Source organism: Bacillus sp. FSL K6-3149, from assembly GCF_038630515.1.
Lineage (GTDB): Bacteria > Bacillota > Bacilli > Bacillales > Bacillaceae > Bacillus > Bacillus pumilus.
Map to the genome: position 1 here is coordinate 1,346,982 of NZ_CP152034.1, position 22,264 is coordinate 1,369,245.

The window sequence follows — 22,264 nt, forward strand, 5'->3', positions numbered from 1 at the left end:
TAAAAACGGGAAGGGAGGATGAAATAGATGAGTTCATTTAAAAGGGATCAAGTTCAAGACATGTATTATCTGTCACCGATGCAAGAAGGCATGCTGTTTCATACCCTCCATCACCAAGAAAAGGGCTTTTATGTAGAGCAAATGGATATGAACGTAAAGGGCACACTGCGTCATGACTTACTTGAGAAAAGCATGAATGTCATCGTGGAGCGGTACGATATTTTTCGTACCGTATTTCTCCACGAAAAAGTGAAGCGCCCTGTCCAAGTTGTGCTGAAGAAACGTCCTTTTACGCTTGATGTGGTGGACATGCAGAATCTTTCTGAAGACGAACAGCTTGTACGTCTTGAGACATTTAAACAACAGGATCGTCTGAGAGGATTTGACCTTTCGAAGGATGCTCTCATGCGGGCAACAGTTTTCCAAACGGGCCCTGCCAGCTATCGCTGGATATGGAGCTATCATCATATCCTTCTTGATGGCTGGTGCTTTGGGCTTGTGGTGCAGGAGTTATTTGCGATTTATCATGCCCTTTTACATGACATCCCTTACAAACTGGAACCGGTTAAACCGTACAAAGAATATATTCAATGGCTTGAAAAACAAGATAAACAAGCATCACTTCAATATTGGCAGCAATCATTAGCCGGGTTTGATGGGCAATCTACCTTTAAAGAACAGAGAAAGCAAACGAATGAACATGAATTAGGCGAATTGGAATGGTCGATGAGTAAGGCAGAAACGGCTGCTTTATCAGAGTTAGCGTTCCAGCAAAATGCGACGTTAAGCAGTGTGCTGCAATCGGTCTGGTCAATTCTGCTGAGCAGATATCAGCGGTCAAATGATGTGCTGTTTGGCACGGTTGTGTCGGGACGTCCGGCAGATTTAGCTGGTGTTGACAGAATGGTTGGCTTGTTCATCAATGTCATCCCAAGAAGAATTCAGCTGACAGATGATATGACATTCCGTTCTCTTCTGTCAGAAACGCAGCAGCAGTCTCTTGCAGCCGAGCCGCATCAATATATTCCGATTTATGATATTCAGGCAAAGACAGGTCATCAGCCACTCATTGATCATATTGTCGTGTTTGAAAATGTCCCAGCCGCAAAGAAGGACGAGCAAGAGGCGCGGTTAGGATTTACTGTGGAAAACATGAATGTGTATGAAAAATCGAACTATGATCTCAATTTGCTGGCATCACCAGGAGAACAATTGCAATTGAAGCTGGCCTTTAACAAAAAAGCATTTGATCCTCAATTTGTTCAACGGTTAAAGGAGCAGCTGAGTTTATTGATGAGCGAGGCGATCAAGCATCCTGATCAATCGGTTCATACACTTACACTTGTCACGAAACAGGAAAAGCAGCTGATTCTTGAGGAATGGAATGCGCCCGAGCTTGAGCATGACCAGCTATATTTGTCGAAATGGTTTGAGCATAATGTCCGCAAACAACCGAATGCGGTCGCATTATCAGCAGGTGAGCACACGATGACATATGCGGAGCTGAATGAACAAGCTAACCGATTGGCAAGACATTTGCAAAAAAATGGGGTCACGCATCAAACGGTCATCGCCATTTTAGCGGGCCGCACGCCTGAACTGATTGTCAGTCTACTTGCTGTCTTAAAAGCAGGTGCAATCTATGTGCCAATTGATCCCGATTATCCAGAAAGCCGCATTCAATACATGCTTAAAGACAGCGGGGCAACGCATCTACTGACTCACTCATCCTTTATCGGTCAAGTGAAGGGACTTGCGTTTGATGGAAAGTATCTGTTTGCAGATGATCAAGAAATTTCACTGATGAGCTCAGAGAATCTGCCGCTTGAAGCAGGCTTACACGATACGGCTTACATCATGTATACGTCTGGTACAACAGGTCAGCCAAAAGGCATCATGACGACCCATTCCAATATTGCCCGGGTGGTCAAAAATACAAACTACTTAACCATTTCAGAAACAGATACACTGCTGTCATTATCCAACAGCGTATTTGATGGCTTTACATTTGATGTGTATGGCGCACTTTTAAACGGAGCGAAGCTTGTCTTGCCGAACAAAGAGACCATTTTAAACATGGGCGAGCTGACGGGATTGATTAAAAGGGAAAACATTTCTGTCATGTTTGTTCCAACGGCATTATTTAATCTCCTTGTTGATGAAGAAACCGACTGGATGCGTAGTGTGCGCAAGGTGCTATTCGGAGGAGAGCGGGCATCGGTACAGCATGTGAGGAAAGCCTTTGCTGTCATGGGGAAAGGCAGACTCATCAATGTCTATGGCCCAACCGAATCAACAGTATTCGCCACTTATTATCCAGTCGATGAGGCTCTGCCGATGGAAGCCCGTTCGATTCCAATCGGAAAGCCGCTCAACCAGACGGGTGCGTATATATTGAGTCAGCACAGGCAGCTTCAGCCGATTGGAATGGTCGGAGAGCTTTGTCTGAGCGGCAAAGGGCTTGCGAAGGGGTATTTGAATCGTCCTGATCTGACAAAACAAGCCTTTATCGCGCATCCATTCGCTGCGGGAGAAAGGCTGTATCGTACAGGAGACTTGGCTTATTTTCGAACGGACGGTTTGATTGAGTATGCAGGCAGAGTGGATGATCAGGTGAAAATTCGCGGTCACCGAATTGAGCTGTCAGAAATTGAAGCCCACCTTCTCATGCATCCAGGTGTAAAACAAGCGGCTCTTATAGCTGATCAGCATAACACGCAGCATACAAGGCTGCTCGCCTATATGACGTGTGAGGAGGAGTGGAAGGATAAACTGGATGTGATCAAATCAGGGCTGAAGGAAAAACTTCCGGCTTACATGCAGCCTCATGACCTGATCAGACTTGAGAAAATACCACTTACGCCAAATGGAAAGGTTGATAAACGTCAGCTGCCAAAGCCAGCGTTGCCTCAAGGAAACCGTCATGTGAAGCTTCCGGTAAATGAGGTAGAACAAAAGCTACTTGTGATGTGGCGGGAAGTGCTTGAACGAGAAGATATCAGCACAGATGACCATTTCTTTGAGCTTGGCGGGCATTCATTAAAAGCGATGTCGCTTTTATCCAAGATGTCGAAGGAATTCGATGTTCAGGTGCCTATTCACTTGCTGTTTGAGACGCCTACCATTGAAGCAATCAGCCGTTATATTCAACAGCAGGATCAGGAAGCAGCCGGCTATCTTGTATTCAATGAATCTCAAACGCCAACAGTCTTTGCTCTACCCCCATTACCAGGCTATGGCTTTATCTATCAGGAAGCCGCAAAAACGCTCGATGGTGTTCGTTTGATCGCCTTTGACTTTATTGAAGCTGATCACCGAATCACGCAATACGTTCAGCATATCCAGCACCTTCAGCCTGAAGGACCGCTGACTTTGATGGGTTACTCTGGCGGGTGCTACCTAGCCTTTGAGCTTGTTCAATCGCTCGAACAAGCAGGGCGGACCGTCGAAAAAGTCATCATGATCGATTCCTATAAGAAAATAGGAGAAAGTGATTTAGAAGGACGATCCATTGATGACGATATTGCAGCGATCGTCCATCAGTCGAAGCAAAGTGAACTTGCCCAAGCGGAGCTCATTCAAGACGCGCTTGCTCAAAAAACGAGGGCTTACTATGAAACTTTTGTTAAGGGGGTGAACCAAGGAGAGATACAAGCAAACATTGATTTCATCCAATCCGAAGAAAACATTGCGATACCAGAATGGATGGAACATTGGGAAACTGCGACGACCGGCGCTTATCGACAATATCAAGGCTATGGTCAGCACGCCGATATGTTCAAAAACAAAGAATGTGCCGCCCGAAATGCACAGCTAATTAAAGAAATAGTCCATCATAAAAATAGAGAAACAGTCTTGTGAACTTTAGATGAGGCAGGGGTGCACATTGGCAGCCCTGCCTGACAAAAAAGGGAAGGAACTCATATGAAACCATCAACCATTAATCAATCGAATGTACATGAATCAATGGATACGATTTTACAAGATGTACAGAAAACCATTTTACAAACCAACGAAATCGAACGCTTCGCTGTTTTTTCTCGTGAAAAAACCATTCGACCACGGCCATATCACCTCTCTCATTTATTTCTAGACCAACACATGGAGCAGGAGGCCGCAGCTGAATGGATACAAACGCAAATGGCTTCACCTGCTTTAGCGGACATGCCCCCAGCCATTTCCTATGGAGGGGATATAGATGTTCGTGCAGGAGCACAAACCTTGCAGGACGCTCTAACTGAGGCAGCCAAAACAACAAATGGGCTGACTTATATCATCAATAGTGAAAACGAGCTCACGCAATCCTACGCGCAGTTAAAGGAGGATGCCGAGCGGGTGTTGACGGGTTTAAGGGCAATAGGGCTTGAGCCAGGAGATCCTGTGTTCTTTCAATTTTCATCGAATCATGCGATGGTCACGGCTTTTTGGGCATGTGTGTTAGGCGGATTTGTCCCAACACTTGTGTCGGCAGCCCCGACCTATCGGGAAATGAATGCCTCAGTGAAGAAGCTTCATCACGCTTGGGACCTGCTGGAGCATCCGCTCATTCTCACGGATGACTCGCTGATTGATGAGGTGCAAGGCTTGGCTTTACTGTGGCATACAGATCAATTACGTGTGGCAGCCGTTGAACCAATGCTTACTTTAGAAAGAGGTCTAGAAGCACACCCAGTCACGCCCGATGATTCCGTCTTTTTTATCTTAACGTCTGGAAGTACGGGGATGCCCAAATGTGTAGAGCATTCTCATAGAAGTGTGCTGGCGAATGTCAAAGGAACAGTGGCAGCCAATGGGTTTACACAAGAGGATGTCTCGTTAGACTGGATGCCATTAGATCATATTGGCGGCATTGTCATGTTCCATCTTGTCAATGTGTACACAGGCTGTGAGCAAATTCGAGCAAGAACAGATGACTTCATCGCTCAGCCGCTGCGCTGGCTTGACTGGATGGACCGCTATCGTGCAACGAAGACATGGGCACCTAACTTCGCATTTGCGATGATCAATGATTATGAGAAAGAAATCTCTTCGGGATCGTGGGATCTTTCTGCTATGACTTGTATGATCAATGGGGCAGAAGCGGTCGTACCGAAGACGATTCACCGGTTTTTACACCTGCTCGCTCCGCACGGCTTAAAAGGAGACGTCATCAGACCAGCTTTCGGCATGTCAGAAATCTCATCAGCCGTGGTCTTCTCTTTTGCGATTGAGCGGGGAGATGAAAACAGCGGGGTACTGACCTTTGAGGAAACATCGCTGACAGAGCAGCTAAGACCAGCAGAGGCACGCGAAACTGGAACCGTCAGCTTTACAGAGCTCGGGAAACCGATTCCGGGTATCACGATTCGTATCGTCAACCATGAGCACGAGCTTCTTCCCGAAGATCATATTGGCAGCGTGCAAATCAAAGGGCCGACGACAATGAAGGGCTATTACAAGAATGACGAAGCGAATCAAGAGGTTTTTCAAACAGAGGGCTGGTTCCACACGGGTGATTTAGGTTTTCTGCATGAAGGAAGACTGACATTAACCGGTAGAGAAAAAGACATGATCATCATCAACGGGAAAAATTATCACAACTATGAAATTGAAGCCATGGCAGAGGAAGTACCCGGCGTAGAAACAAGCTTTGTGGCAGCTTGCTCCGTTCGGATGGAGGCATCTGCATCCGATGAACTGATTCTCTTTTTTACACCGAAGCTGTATGAGCCTGCTTATATCATGAGGGCTAGCCAGCACATTAAAACCCATATTGCGACAAAAATGGGTCTTTATGCATCAAGGATTATTCCTGTCCAGAAGCATGCCTTTCCGAAAACAAGCTCTGGAAAAATAGAAAGGGCACAGCTCAAGACAAGGTGGCAGGAAGGTGAATTTGACGAAATCATCAAGGAACTGGACATCAGACTTGAAAATGAACACACCTTGCCTGATTGGAGTTATCAAAAGAAGTGGACACCCGCTCCGCTTCATGAAACGGAAAAGCAAACAGAAGGGGACATGGTGATCTTTGCTGATGAGTTAGGGCTGGCAGATCAATTGAAATTCCTCTCAAACCATGAACAAACCTATATCACGGTTGAACCGGGTCAAGCATTCACACAACTCACACCCACTCACTTCATCATCCACCCGAATCGGCCGTCAGACTACGAACAACTCTTTGAGACGCTCCGTTCGTATGGCGTTTCGGTGAAACAAATCATTCACCTTTGGAACTACACAAACAAGAAAGACACACTTCAAGCGGCAATGGCGAAGGAAGCGCAGAAAGCTGGCAGCATGAGTGCATTGTATGTAACAAAAGCGATCGCCGCCTATGAGGAACCTGTAGAGATGACCTTTGTCTCCGCTCATGCGATGAATTTGCCAGAAGACAAAGTACATCATGTGGAAAAAGCAACAACAGCGGGATTGATGACAGCTGTTCAGCATGAATGGCCGTTTATCAAGGTGCGATGTCTTGATTTTTCTCTCACAGAATCGGTTGGTCATTCTCATGTATCGGCGATCATGACAGAGCTCATCCATGGCACAAGTCAGCATGTCGCTGCTTATCGTGAAGGTGTTCGTTATATTCCTCTTATAGCGCCGCTTCATCTGGAAAGGGAACAAAAGAGGAAAAAACCGCCATTTGAATCATCGGGGCTTTACGTGATGACAGGCGGGCTTGGCGGAATAGGACGGATGCTAAGTGAACATCTTCTAACATCCTATCACGCGCATCTTGTGCTGCTTGGAAGAAAGGCACGAGAGGTTTTAAGTGCGGAGCAGCAAGACGTATTGACCTCACTTGAGAAACAAGCGGAAAAACGCGGCGGCACTGTTCATTATGAAGAAGTGGACTTGACGGATGCAAAAGCCCTTGAAGCCCTTATCTCGAGACAAGAGGTGGCTCATGGAAAAAGGCTGCATGGTGTGATTCATTTCGCTGGCATCATTCAAGAAGAGCTGCTTGCGGACATGACGTCTGCGTCCTTACATGCGATGTACGAAGCAAAGGTATATGGCACGATTGCGCTTCATGAAGCGGCTTCTAAACGGCATAATGTCTTATTTCTTTCTAGCTCATCAGCACGAACGTTAAAGGGCGGGATGACCGTAGGCGCTTATTGCGCTGCCAATGAGTTCGTTGAACAATTTGCTCATTATCAGAGGCTGACATCTACCGTGAAGCCTTACTGCTTTAGCTTTAGCATGTGGGATGAGATCGGCATGAGCGAGGGTTCAATGATCAAAGGCATGTTAAAAGAAAGAGGCTATCTTCCGATTCCGAAGCGGGCGGGCTTGCAGACGATGCTGGCATGTTTGATGACTGATGCACCTCTCATTTATATGGGATTAGATCGGTCGAAGCAGGACATTCAAGAGATGCTCCATGCGAAGAGCCGAACAGAGAAAGCCGTGTATGTCTTTTTCAAAACCGACAAAACAAAAGCCATTGAAGAACGGCTGTATCAGTCCATTTATACGTCTTTGCAGTCTCATCTATCTGGTGAATATTCCGTCCATCTATTTCCTGAGGAATATTGGAAAGAATCAGAGGATGGCATGCCGGATGAAGCGCATTTCAAAGCACTCATTGAGGATAGTGGACAGGAAGCCGAGGACAGAGCGCCTCAAACGGAGACGGAGAAACTTTTGGCAAGCATTTGGTCCGAGCTGCTTGATGTCTCAAATGTCAGCTGTGGTGATCATTTCTTTCTACTCGGGGGTCATTCGCTCAAGGCGACGCAAATGCTGTCTGCGGTGAGACAAAGAATGGGATTTGATGTGCCTCTCACTGTTCTTTTTGAGCATACGAGACTTGGGGAATTAGCGGCATGGATCGATTCGCATGCAAAAGTGGATGAAGCGGTACAGGTGCGGAAAATGGCAAAGGGTCAGAAGATTCCGATGTCCTATGCCCAGCAAAGACAGTGGTTTCTCTATCAATTACAGCCTGATCTGCCATTTTACAATAATACAATTTCCTTTCGGATGAATGGATCTTTAGATGTGAAGGTGCTTCAGCGCAGTCTTCAGAAATTGGTGCAAAGGCATGAGGCGCTTAGAACTTCCTTTACCATGAGCGGCGATGAACCGGTGCAGATCATCCATGAGCATATGACCCTTCCAGAGCTTGAAGTGGTGGATCTATCAGATCTGACGTCACAGGAAGAAAAAGAACAAAAAGCGGCTGAGTGGGCAAAAAGAGAGGCAAGCACAGTTTTCCGCTTAGAGCATGATCCGCTCTTTCGGGTAAAACTGATTCGCCTGTCGGAAACAGATCATTTGCTGCTAATGTCCATTCACCACATTGTGTCAGATGGCTGGTCTGTTGGGATTGCCGCAAGAGAGCTGTCTGAATGGTATACAGCGATGATTGACAAGAGAGAGCCTGATCTTTCGCCGCTGCCAATACAATATGCGGATTACGCCCTATGGCAGAAGGAGTATTTGACTGGAGAGACGCTGCAAAAGCAGGTTTCCTATTGGAAGGAGCAATTTGCTGTTCCTGTAGAAGATTTGGTTTTGCCATATGACTACACGCGGCCAGCCGTTCAATCCTACAAGGGAAAAACGAAAAAATACCACCTGTCGCAGTCGCTGTCTGAGCAGCTGGCAGCTCTTTCTAAAAAAACAGACAGCACCCTTTATATGACGTTACTGACTGCCTTTTCTACCTTGCTGCACCGTTTGTCTTCACAGGATGAGTTTGTGATTGGGTCAGTCATTGCTGGGAGAAATCGGACGGAGATGGAGCAGCTCATCGGATTTTTCGTCAATACGCTGGCACTTCGGATCGATCATAGCGGGAATCCTGCTTTCACTGACCTATTAGAACGGGTGAAAGAAACAACAATGGGCGCTTATGCGCATCAGGATGTGCCGTTTGAGATGGTCGTAGATGAGCTGAATATTGTACGTGAGGCTGGCAAACAGCCGCTGTTTCAGGTCATGTTCGTTTTGCAAAATCTGCCTCTTGAGGCTTCTCCGATGGGGGAGGCGACATCTGTTTTAGCCATTGAAGATAACGATACCGCCAAATTCGATCTATCCCTGTTTGTTTTTGAAGGAGCGGAGGGTCTTCAACTAAAACTGGAGTATGATGTGGACTTATTTTCTGACGATACGATGGACCGGTTCCTTCGGTACTACGAGCAGCTGCTTGAGCGTATTTGTGAAAATCCAGCACAGCCGATTAGACAAATGAATTACCTGCCAGAAAAAGAGAAGCATCAGCTGCTCTATGAATGGAGCGGCAAAACAGATCAGCCTGCAGGCCCGCTTCTCATCACGGAACGGTTTGAAGCGCAGGTGAGAAAGTCACCCGATGCCATCGCTCTCGAATTCGGGGAAGAGCAGTGGACGTATCGTGTGTTACAAGAGAAAGTCGACCGGCTTGCGGCTTCTCTACAGCAGCGAGGTGTGACGCCGCATGAACCAGTAGGGCTGCTTATCGACAGGTCGCCTGAAATGATTCTTGGGGTGCTGGCGATTGTGAAAGCAGGAGGCGCCTATGTGCCAATTGATCCTGAATATCCAGATGCCCGCATTGATTATATGCTGAGGGATACAGGTATTCAGCTGTTACTGACAAAAAATAAATGGCTGAAAAAGGTGTCCATCAGTCAAACCGAACTCATTTGTCTTGATGAAGGATATGAAGAATTTTTATCAGAAGCAGAACTCATACCTGCTGCCTTAAAACCTGATGGACTCGCTTATATCAATTACACCTCAGGATCAACTGGACAGCCAAAAGGGGTATTGATCCCGCATCAAGCAGTCATCCGGCTTGTCTGTGAAACAGATTATGTCACCCTTGATGAACATACACGTATTTTACAAATCGCTAGCTTCTCCTTTGATGCCTTTACGTATGAAATATGGGGAGCCCTGCTAAACGGGGGAAGACTGATCCTGACCGATCGAAATACAGTTTTATCAATGGATACACTGGCTGATACACTGACATCATACAAGATCACAACAGGATTTCTGACGGTGCCGCTGTTCAACCGATTGACAGAAGAACATCCAGAAGCTTTATCTGGATTCGATGCATTATTGGTCGGTGGTGATGCGCTCTCAGCTGCTCATATCCGCAAGGCACTGCCGTATTTACCGGAAGGGCTTTTAAACGGCTATGGACCAACTGAGAATACGACGTTCTCCTGTGTGCATCACATTCGTTCATTAGACGAAGGGCAGACGACCGTTCCTATCGGTCAGCCAATTGCTTATTCACAAGCCTATGTATTAGACGACCAGCTGCAGCCGGTTCCGCAGGGTGTCATTGGAGAAATCTACGTTGGCGGAACAGGGCTGGCACTCGGCTACCTTGGAGATGAAGAAAAAACATCGCAATCATTTATCCCGCATCCTTTCCATAAAGGAGAGCGTTTATATAAAACAGGTGATATGGGCCGCTGGCTCCCAAATGGCATCATCGACTGCCTTGGAAGAATGGATCATCAAGTGAAAATACGCGGACATCGCGTCGAATGCGGAGAAATTGAAGCCGCTATGCTGAGTGTTGAAGACATCGTAGAATGTGCGGTTATTCCGCATCAGCACGAGAGTGGTCATAAGCGCCTGATCGGTTACTTTGTCCAAAAAGGTGAATGGACTCAGCAAGACCTTCGACGCAAGTTAAAAGATAGACTGCCAGATTATATGGTACCGAGCCTATTCATAGAGCTCGAGGAACTGCCGCTCACGCCAAACGGCAAGGTAGATCAAAAGCATCTCCCGCCGCCAGTGTGGAGACAGGAAGAAGCAGACAAACCAGCAGATCAGGCACTCAGTGAGGAAGAACGAGTGCTGGAAAAGGTGTGGACTCAGCTTCTTGGCACTCCTTCAATCGGTGTTCATGATAACTACTTTGAGCTTGGCGGAGATTCTATTATTGTCATACAAATGGTGGCACGCCTAGCACAGGAAGGCTACATCATACAGCCGAGAGATGTATTTGAAAAACAGACCATTTCACAGCTGGCACGCGCTATGAAAAAAGCAGATGTATCTGTGTCCTATGATCAATCACCTGTTACAGGAAATGTTCGTCTGCTTCCAATCCAATCTTGGTTCCTTGAACAATCGATGACAAACCAAGATTATTGGAATCTATCAGCGCATATTGAATTCAAGCAATCGATACAACCCGAGCAGTTAACACAAGTTCTTTCAAAGCTTGTCGATCATCACGATATGCTGAGAGCCATTTATACAAAAGCGGCAGACGGTACATGGATTCAAACCGTTCGTGCGCCTGGCATCATTCCTTGTGTCACTTTCGTTGATTTGACGGATATTTCTCACGAGGAAGCGCTAGAGCAAATTCGCTTGGAGACAAGCGCTTGTCAAGGAACATTGTCATTAGAGAGAGGAGAATTGATCAAATTTATTCTTTTTCAGACAAGTGATCGTACGTCTGAACTCTTTATCGCAGCCCACCATCTTGTGATGGATGGAATATCGTGGCGCATCATACAGGAAGATGTATTAAATGGGTTAAAGCAGGTTGCGGCAGGGCAGGAGATCACGCTTGCAAAGAAAACCGCTTCCTATCAGCAGTGGGCAGAGGCACTCTATGGATATGCACAAACCGATCAATTACAAGAGCAGGTTCCTTTTTGGGAAAAGATCATGAATCAAGAGGAAGAAGGTTCTCCTTTTCAACCACCTGCGCTTTTCAATATAGAAGAACATGCAGAGATCCTGACTATTCAATTGACGAAGGATCAAACAGACATTTTACTAAGGCACGCATCACAAGCGTACCGAACAGAGGTCAACGATTTACTCCTGTCAGCACTTGCGCAAGCTGTTGGAAAGCCACTACTGATTACGTTAGAAGGACACGGACGCGAGGATTTATTTGAACAGATGGATTTGTCACGGACAGTCGGCTGGTTTACAAGCTCTTATCCTATTTTTATTCCTTTTATTCAAACCGATGTTGAGAGACAAATTAAAGATGTCAAAGAAACCTTAAGAGCTGTGCCGCAAAAGGGGATCGGCTATGGCTTACTTCAATACATGACCGCATCACGTTTACTTAAAACGGCAGCGCCGCAGGTGAGCTTTAATTACCTTGGACAATTAGATCAAATAGATGGTGAGGCAAATCTGTATATAGCAGATGAACGAAATGGACATGTACATGACCCAAAAGCAGAAAGACAGCATTTGATCGATGTGTACGGATACGTTGTCAGTGGTCAGCTTCAGATGAATTTTATGATCAATCGTGAACTGCTTCAGGAGGAAGAGGTGCGTCAGTTACCTGAACGATTTAAAGAAAAAATGGAGGGCATTTTGACGCATTGTGTAGAGGCAAAAGGCGGCTTTACGCCATCTGATTTTCCAATGGTCCAGCTGACGCAAAAGCAAATAGATGAGCTTCCAGACAATGTGGTAGATGTGTATCCATTATCTCCGATGCAGCAAGGGATGCTGTTTCATGCACTGTTAGATCAAGCATCACAGGCGTATTTTGGTCAGGTGCATATGACACTCGAAGGCTTAACGGACGGCGAAGCCTATGAAAAAGCATGGAATCTGCTTGTGGAACGTCATTCGATTTTACGGACAAGATTTGCTTGGGAGGGGCTAAAGGAGCCTGTCCAATTGATTCAATCAGAAGGAAGCATTCACCTCACTCAGCACGATGTGCGCCACCTGAGTGAAATGGATCAGAAGAAAACTATTGAGCGTTATTTACAATCCGATCGTTCAAAGGATTTTGATTTGGAAAATACGGCTGAACCGCTCATTCGTATCGCTTTGTTCCATCGTGACGAGAAAACTTGCACGTTTGTTTTTAGCTTTCATCATATTTTAATTGATGGCTGGAGCCTGTTCGGCTTGATTGAGGAATCCTTTTCAATGTATCGCTCGCTTGTGGATGAACGAGAGATGAACCTTCCTGCTGTGCGTCCATATAAAGATTTTATTGAGTGGCTGCAAAAGCAGGATCAAGAGAAGGCACAAGAGTTCTGGAAACATTATATGTCAGGAGTAGAGGAAGCCACACCACTTCCAGGAGACGGAGAGCAAGCCTCGGATGAAGGAGCAGGTATTGATCAAATTAGTATCAAACTGACGCCTGACATGCAGCAGAAGCTGGAGAAAATGACAGGGACACAGAAGGTCACGATGAGCACACTGATTCAGGCGGCATGGGGTCTGCTCTTGCACCTTCATTCAGGCTCAGAGGATGTCGTGTTCGGTGTCACAGTATCTGGCCGGCCGGCGGACTTACCAGAGGTTGAAAGCATGACAGGGCTCTTTATTAACACCTTGCCGCTTCGTTTGCCGATCACACCAGACAGGACCATTGCCGAACTGCTTACGCAGACGCAGGAAACGGTTTTTCACATGCGAGAATTCGAGTATACCGTACTCCCAGATATTCAGCAGATGACCCAAATTCCGAATGGAGAATCATTGTTTAACAGCATTGTCGTGTTTGAAAACTACCCGATTGAATCTGTAGAGCCGTATGGTGTACGGATCTTAGACATAGCTAGTCATGAAGAAACCAACTATGACCTGACCCTTGTGGCTGTCCCGGGAGATACGCTGGAGCTTCGGGTCACATACCGCTTCAATCAATATAAAGAAAAACAAATACAATCGCTGATGCAGCAGCTGGTCCATACACTTGAAGCCATGACAGAACAAGTGGAGACACCACTCTCTTCCTTCACGATCGTGACAAATAAAGAAAAAGAGCGGATGATCACCGATTGGGCGAAAAATGCACAAGTCAGCGTGCTGTACCCAGATCAAGAAGAGGTCTATTCAGTTATTCATGATCCTTCGTGTGAGACGGAAATCTATGTTCTGAGCGAAGAGCATCAGCTCATGCCGGTAGGATTTCCTGGAGATATTTTTATCGGTGCAAAGGATATCAAGGCACTTTGCGGAGAGCTTGCCGATTGGATGGAGACGCATAAAATTCCGCATCCATTCAAACATCAAACAGGCGAATACCTCTATCCGACAGGGGATGTCGGCGTTTGGACTGAAAAAAACAAGATTCAGATTTTGGATTGGGTGTAGGAGGAGAAGAACGATGTTAATGAGTAGAAGAAAAGGACATGCAGCAAATCATATCGTCAGAATCAACGGAAAACGAATCGATCTCAAAGCATTAGAACAGGTCGTGATGCTTCATTTTCCGTTAAAGGAATGTGCATTCATCCCGAAGAAAAATGAAGAAGGTAGCCTCTCGCTTGTGCTATTTGCACAGGCGAAGGACCCTTCGCTAGCAAGAGAGGATCTAATGACAGGCGCGCTTCACCCTGATGAAGTGCCAGCCGCTCTCGTCTTATTGCCTTCCTTGCCAAGGACAGAAAGTGGAGCGGTCGATACAGAAGCACTGCTTTCGATTGACATCATTGATGAAGAGAGTTTGAGAAAGATAGAAGATCGTACGAAAGCTATAGATGGAGTAGAGGAAGCGGCTGCTCTCATTGAAAGTCAGACAGAAAAACAAACGCCTTATCACCTAGATGATCTGTTTCCTAATCGGCAGCGTGCGCAAGGGAACGAATCGATCTCGAAGGATGAAGAGGGCGAAACAAAGCAAGCATCTTCTCATGAAAAGCCGCCTGCACTTGTGTATGGCGGGGATGTCATCAAAAAACCAGGCACACCTGTCACACTGACAGAGGTGTTGATTCGATCAGCCTTTATGTCACCTGACCGCGGGGTGACCTACATCAAAGAAGGCGGGCGCACGTTGACCCAATCCTATCCTGAGTTACTCACAAACGCAGAACGGGTTCTGTCTGGTTTAAGGAAAGCAGGCCTGACAAACGGCGATCAAGTGTTACTACAATTGAAAGATCATCAAGATTTCATCACTGCGTTTTGGGGCTGTATTCTCGGTGGTATCATTCCGACTCCGGTTTCTGTACCGCCTGTTTATGATGAAACGAATCAAGCTGTGAACAAGCTGAAAGGCGTGTTTCGGCTGCAAAATGAACCGTTTATTATGACGAATGAAGCAAGTGCTGAGGACATTGCTGGGCTGCGTGAGTCATTTGAGGCAAAAGACATACCTATTTTAACAATCGAAACCTTGCTCTCGTGTGAACCTGATGAACAGCATTATGAGCCAGAGCCAGATGAGCCTGTGCTTCAGCTGCTCTCTTCAGGTAGTACGGGTGTGCCAAAGTGTATTCGTCACAACCATCAAAGTATTTTATCTCGAATCATCTCTTTTGAGCAGACAAATGGCTTTACGCATGAGGATGTGTCGCTTAACTGGATGCCGCTTGATCATGTAGGAGGCATTGTCATGTTTCATGTGCATGACGTCTACTTTGGCTGCCAGCAGATTAGTCCATCCATCGATCAATTTATCGAGCGGCCGATGGTGTGGCTGGATTGGGTAGAAACATACGGCGTCACAAGGACATGGGCACCGAATTTTGCTTTTGCGATGATGAATGAATATGAGGACGACATTCGCAAGGGGAGCTGGGATCTCTCCACACTGACTTATATCATGAATGCAGCCGAAGCGGTTGTGCCAAAAGTGACGCAGCGCTTCATGCATATGATGGGCCAGCACGGATTAAGCCGTCATGCGATGGTGCCGGCGTACGGCATGTCTGAAACATCCTCAGCCATTGTTCAATCAAAGAAATTCATGCGGCATGGTGATCAGGATGGACAGCTGACGATTGATCAGACTTCGTTAACAGGTGAAATTCAATACGTGGCGCAAGATCATCCGCACAAAATGACGTTTACCGAAGTCGGTGCACCGATTCCGTCTGTATGGATTCGGATTGTAGACGAGCATCATCATGTGCTGCCAGAAGATCAGGTCGGGCGCTTGCAGGTGAAGAGTCCGACGATTATGATGGGCTATCATCAAAATGAGGAAGCCAATCAAGAGGTATTTGCGGAAAATGGCTGGTTTCACACGGGGGATTTAGGATTTATCCACGAAGGGCGTCTTGTTCTAACAGGCCGGGAAAAGGATATCATTGTCATCAATGGAGCCAACTATTTGAATTACGAAATTGAAGCAGTTGTGGAAGAGGTGGACGGGGTGGAAGTCACCTTTGCCGCTGCGTACGGCATCTACAATCCCGAATCAAGCAACGACACGCTTGCCGTCTTCTTTGTCACACAAAAGGATTCGCTAGAGGAACAAATCACGATGATTCAGCAGATTAGAGAGGCCATCATTCGTAAAATTGGCATAGAGCCCGATCACATCATTCCAGTGAAAAAAGACCAATTTCCGAAAACAGAAAGTGGAAAGATCCAACGTGCTCAGTTAGGCGCGGCGCTAAAAGAAGGGATATTCCGTGACATTGAAAGGGCACTGGACCTTGCTTCTGAAAATGAACAAACACTGCCAGATTGGTTTTTCAAACGCACTTGGGTAAAGGAGCATATTGGTCCGTCTCAGCCTGCTGCTGATCATGTACTCGTTTTCGAGGATGAAAAAGGGCTTTACCAATCACTTTACGCCCATTTTGAAAAAAGAAATCAGCCCTATGTTTCTGTGAAAAAAGGACATGAATTTTTGCGTCTCTCCAAAGGGATGTACCAGATGAACCCGAGAATCAAGGGGGATTATGTCAGGCTCGTTGCAGCACTTGAAGCAGATGAATTAAAGACAGGGTGCATACTCCATTTGTGGAATGTGGCAGACAAAGAAGCCATTGTTGAGCCTGCGCAGTTCACAGAAATGCATGCGAGGTCCAATCAATCGATTTTGTACTTGTATCAAGCATGGAGGCAAGAAAACAAAGAGCCTGTCCGGCTTGTTGTGGTGACAAAGGGTGGTCAATTTGTAAGGCCTGAAGACGATCTTCATGTGGAGAAAACGTCGCTCGTTGGTTTATTAAAAACCATCCCGCAAGAATGGGAAGGAGCAGAGGTGTCCCATATTGATATTGAAGCGGAGCAAGTGGAGCAGGATGCAAAGCACATTGCTGATGAGCTGTCGGCGATTCATATAAAAGCAGAGGTGGCATACCGAAAAGGGCACAGGCTCGTACCAAAGCTGGAAAAAGTCGATATGATGAACGCACCTCAAACAGAAGGATTTTTAGAATATGAAGGACTTTATTTGCTGACCGGAGGACTCGGCGGTATTGGATTTGAACTGTCTAAGCAGATGCTCCAATTTGGCCTAAAGCTTGTATTGATTGGAAGGACTTCTTTGGAAGACAGCTTGGAAAAGAAAGAAGCGTTTTTACAGCTAAAAAGTCTCGGTGACGTTATCTATGTACAAGCGGATGTGACCGATTTAGCTGACATGGAGCGGGCGATTTACAAAGCAGAAAAACATTTTGGTCAAACCATCCGGGGTGTGCTGCATTTAGCCGGTGCTGGCAATGTGTCAGAGCATTTTCAGCATGCGGATAAGTATACATTGGCGCATACGTCAGAAGTGGATTTTACAAAGGAACTGTCAGGGAAAGCAGACGGAGCGTTTGTCCTGCAGGAAGCCTTCAAGCATGATCCGGCAGTACCACTCGTCTTTTTTGGATCAGTAAATGGCTTTTTTGGCGGTACAACATTCGGGGCTTACTCTGCGGCCAACAGCTTTTTAGATGGGCTTGCGCACACGCTCACCTTTCAAGAAGGAAGACGGGCGATCTCTTTAAACTTTAGTATGTGGGATAATCTCGGTTTGTCTAAGGGACATACCGGCGCAGCCCTTACCGTCCGCAAGGGATTTCAATTGATTGGAAAGAAGCAAGGTCTCCATTCATTATGTCTAGGTGCTCGGCTGAATGAAGCGCATCTATTTATCGGACTAGATGGAGCCAATCCAGAAATCGCAGCGTATCTTCAGCCAGCGCCAATACCGACTTTTGAGAAAAAGCTTTTTTACACAGTTCAGCCTGGCAAAGAAGTGCATGTGGAAGATATCGCAGGCGGAACAAAAGGTGACTGGGATATTCAGCAAGTACAGGAAATACCGAAAAAACTAGATGGCTCTATTGATCATGAAGCCGTTAAGCTGAATCATCACAAAAATGGACAACCCCTTGAAAAACAATTGCCAGAAACGAAAACAGAGCAAATGCTTGCTGCCATATGGGAGGACATTTTAGACGTTGATCGTGTGTACAAAGAGGATCAATTCTTTGACCTTGGCGGACATTCATTAAAGGCGACTCAAACCATTTCTCGGATCAATCATGAGTTTTCAATCAAGGCGCCTTTAAAAATATTATTTGAAAGCAAGCATCTGGCACATTTGGCGCAAATGGTTGATGACATCAAAGAGGCACCTGCTGTTCAGGAAGCCAATATTCCAAAGCTGGAAAAGCGAACAAGCTATGAGCTGTCACATGCTCAGAAGCGTATTTGGTTCTTATCCACATTGGAAAAGAGCCATCATTACAATATATTAGGTGCTTGGAAGCTGACAGGACAATTGCACATTCAAGCGTTAACAAAAGCGATTGGTCTCTTAACGAAACGTCATGAAGCACTACGCGCAACTTTTCAATCGCTTGGCGGCAAGCCGGTTCAACTGATACGTGAAGACCTTCCACCATCTGTCACAGTTGCGAACTTCTCATTATTTAATGAAAAAACAAGAACGAGAAGACTCAAGCAGCTTATTCAGCAAGAAGCGAACCGCATTTATGATTTAGAAAGAGAGCCTCTTGCGCAGTGGACGATTGTGGATATGGGCAATGAAGAATTTTATCTTCTTTGCGCGCAGCACCATATCATTTCAGATGCATGGTCGCTCAGTCTGCTCATTCAGGAATTAGAAGTAGCATATGACGGGCTGCTTGCAGATGAAGCGCCGCAGCTCCCAGCGCTAGAAATCGAATGGACAGATTATGTCCATTGGGAAAATGAGCAAGTAATGCATCATCAAGTAGACCAAGCCTATTGGCTCGATCATTTACAAGATGATCTTCCGGTGTTAGAGCTGCCGTTTGACCGTCCTCGCCCGCCAGTTCAAACATTTAACGGCGCTACAGAGCAAATCGTCTTGGAAGATACGCTTATCCGCCGTTTGCAGGCTTTGTCCAAGCAGCAGGGCACAACGCTGTTCATGACGATGCTGTCAGCGTACTACGTCCTGCTTCACAAGCTGTCAGGACAGACAGATATCATCATTGGTTCGCCGATCGCAGGGCGAGGTGCCAAGCAATCAGAGAAGCTTGTTGGAATGTTTGTGAATACACTCGCACTGAGACAGGATATCTCCACAGCAGATACGTTTGCTGATGTCATGGAAAACGTGAAGGAGATGACATTAAAAGCCTTCGAGCATCAGCGTTATCCATTTGATAAGCTTGTCGATGATCTTTCATTAGATAGAGATTTAAGTCGATCGCCTATTTTCCAAGTGGCGATGGGTTATGTAACAGATTCGCTCCATGTCAATCTCAAAGGGCTGACAAGTGAACATGTGATGGTTCATCATACAGTGTCTAAATTTGATCTCACCTTACATGTATTTGAACAGGGGGATCAGCTGTCGATCCATGTGGAATACAATACAGATTTATTTGATCAAGAGACCATTCATCGTTATATGAATTATTATCTTCATCTGCTAGATGGTATGACAGCTCAGCCTGAACGTACATTTTTTGATTATTGCTTAATGGACAAAGCGGAACAGGCTGCGATGATCATAGGGAAAAACCAAACGGCTACGCCATATCCAAAGCGCACCATTCAAGAGCTGTTTGAAGAACAGGTGCAGCGTGATCCGCACCGCATTGCCTTGTCTTATTTGGAAGAGCACATGACGTATCAAGAGTTGGATGAGAAGGCAACACAGCTTGCTGCTTACTTGCAATCAAAAGGAGTTGGACCAGGTTCACTTGTACCGATGCTTTTTGATCGTTCCTTTGACATGATTGTCTCAGTGCTAGGCATTGTCAAATCTGGTGCTGCATATGTTCCAATGTCACCAGAATATCCAGATGCGCGAATCCGCCTCATTGTTCGCGATACGCAAAGTGATGTGATCATCACTCAATCTCATTTAATAGAGCGTCTAGTAGACTTTACAGGTACAAAGATTGAGATGGACAAGCCATTACCAGTAACAGATGCAGTGTATCAAAGAGAACAATCAATCATTGGAGAAGACCAGTTAGCCTATGTCAACTACACATCAGGCTCAACAGGTACACCAAAAGGCGTCATGCTCCCCCATGCAGGAGTTGTCCGTCTGGTTCGAAAAACAAACTATATAAAACTAGGTCCAGATGATAAGATGCTTCAGCTCTCAAACTATGCTTTTGATGCCTTTACATTTGAGTTGTGGGGCATGCTGCTGAATGGCGGTCAGCTCATTCTGATTCCGAAATATGCCGCACTGAATATGGATGAATTATCACGGCTGATCAAAGTGCATCAAGTGACAGCCAACTGTCTGCCAACCGCTTTATTCAATCGGCTGGTGGAGCACGATCCAAAAAGTGTAGCAGGCTACCGCACATTACTCGTTGGCGGAGAAGCGATGTCCAGTGAGCATGCACGAAAGGCACTGCCACATATGGAGGGTGTACTCATCAATGCTTACGGTCCTACAGAAAACACGACCTTAGCCACAACACATCAAGTCACGCACATGCCAGAGGGAGCAAGGTCAGTTCCGATTGGTGTCCCAGTATCGAATTCAACTGTTGTCATACTAGATGATGCGCTCAACCCAGTGCCAGCAGGCGTCAAAGGAGAAATTTATATCGGCGGCACAGGGCTGGCACAAGGCTACCTTCATGATCCAGAGCGGACGCATGAACGGTTTATAGACAATCCATTCCCTGAACTAGGGGGAGACAGGCTGTATCGTTCAGGTGATCTTGGTACATGGCGTTCAGATGGCACCATTGAATATCTCGGCCGAAAAGACAATCTCGTGAAAATTAGAGGCTACCGGATTGAATGTGGAGAAATAGAGACAGCTCTCCTCAAGCATCCACAAGTAAAAGAATGTACAGTCATCGCCAAAACGTATGGCAGCTCAAAACGGCTGGCGGCCTACCTTGTCACAGACGGAGAGAATCCTGTTTCAGGCTGGAAAGCATTTTTACAGGAAAGCCTGCCAGGCTACATGATTCCAAGTTACTTTGTTGTAATGGACGAAATGCCAGTCACAACAAACGGAAAGGTTGATCAAAAAGCACTGCCAGACCCAGCAGAAACGATCTCTCTTTCTCAAGGGGAGGACAAACCAGTCACCGAAACGCAGCAGCTGATTGTCACAGCTTTCAAGGACGTGCTTGGTGTCAAACAAGTAGGCATACATGACTCATTTTTTGATTTAGGCGGCGATTCAATTATGAGTATCCAAGCTGTTGCCAAATTAAAAGAACAGGGGATTCATGTGGATCCAAAATGGATTTTCATGCATCCAGCGCCGGCTCAGCTAGCCGCACATGTGGACGCAATGCCAGAGGCCGGAGAGCACGTCGAAAGGTCTCCAAAGGACTACGTGATTGAGCTGAAAAAAGGCGATCCAGCCGTACCGAGGATTTTCTTTGCACCGCCTGCCGGTGGAACGGTGATGGGCTATATCGATGTGGCTAAGCTGATGACACATCAAGGCGCTGTGTACGCCTTGCAGTCTCCTGGCTTATATGAGGATGAAGAACCGCAATTCCTCCATTACACAGAGCTTGTGTCCATATTTGTTGAAGCCATTGAGACCTTCTATCGACCTGGTGTTGACTATCTAGCAGGGCATTCAATGGGCGGGCACCTTGCCTACGGAATGAATCAGCGGCTCTGCCATGCAGGAAAAGCGCCGAAAGGACTCATCATTTTAGATACCGTCCCTGTGTTAAGAGATGAGGCAGATCAGGCGCTCCATGCGGATATGAACGAAGAAGAAGTGAAAATGCTTGCGCTTGTCCTTGGAATGGGGAATCTTGTCGGCATCCAGCCAGAAGCATTACAAGGGCTGAGCTTCCAAGAAGTGAAGCAAAAAATACTCAAAGAGGCAGAAAAGGATGAAGTGGTTCATCAATTTATGAATGATCAGTATTTAGATAAATATTTGCAAATGCAAACGCATAATACAATCATGTCACAAGCCATTGAATTAGAAAAAGAACCATTCGATGTGCCGTTTTATATTGTACAAAGCAGTGATCACGCCATTGATTTTCAGAAGAAGTTCTCAGACTGGGAGGCTTATACGAAAGGATCATGTTCGTATTATCACATCAAAGGAGACCATGTCACCATGATGAAAAGGCCGCAGGCAGATGAACTGGCACGGATTCTTCAAACGATGATAAAGGGGTAA

3 protein-coding genes are annotated in these 22,264 nt (G+C 46.1%); all 3 read left to right on the top strand.

Translation table 11 applies throughout. From position 1 onward, the window contains the following. The first annotated feature begins 27 nt into the window (after positions 1–27). The 3 genes from MHB83_RS06940 (at position 28) to MHB83_RS06950 (ending at position 22,264) form a co-directional block, all read left to right on the top strand. On the top strand, positions 28–3,861 hold the full coding sequence (locus MHB83_RS06940) for an amino acid adenylation domain-containing protein (RefSeq protein ID WP_342496755.1): 3,834 nt from the start codon (positions 28–30) through the stop codon (positions 3,859–3,861). Between the two features lie 63 nt (positions 3,862–3,924). After that, positions 3,925–14,055: a non-ribosomal peptide synthetase gene (locus MHB83_RS06945; RefSeq protein WP_310025984.1), complete on the top strand. Its 10,131-nt coding sequence runs from the start codon at positions 3,925–3,927 to the stop codon at positions 14,053–14,055. Between the two features lie 13 nt (positions 14,056–14,068). Then, entirely contained in the window at positions 14,069–22,264 is an 8,196-nt protein-coding gene (locus MHB83_RS06950; RefSeq protein WP_342496756.1) for an amino acid adenylation domain-containing protein, read from the top strand.

Excerpts from the sequence above, each read along its gene's own strand:
- MHB83_RS06940 (WP_342496755.1), top strand. The coding sequence starts at position 28 with ATGAGTTCATTTAAAAGGGATCAAGTTCAAGACATGTATTATCTGTCA.
- MHB83_RS06950 (WP_342496756.1), top strand. The coding sequence starts at position 14,069 with ATGTTAATGAGTAGAAGAAAAGGACATGCAGCAAATCATATCGTCAGA.
- MHB83_RS06945 (WP_310025984.1), top strand. The coding sequence starts at position 3,925 with ATGAAACCATCAACCATTAATCAATCGAATGTACATGAATCAATGGAT.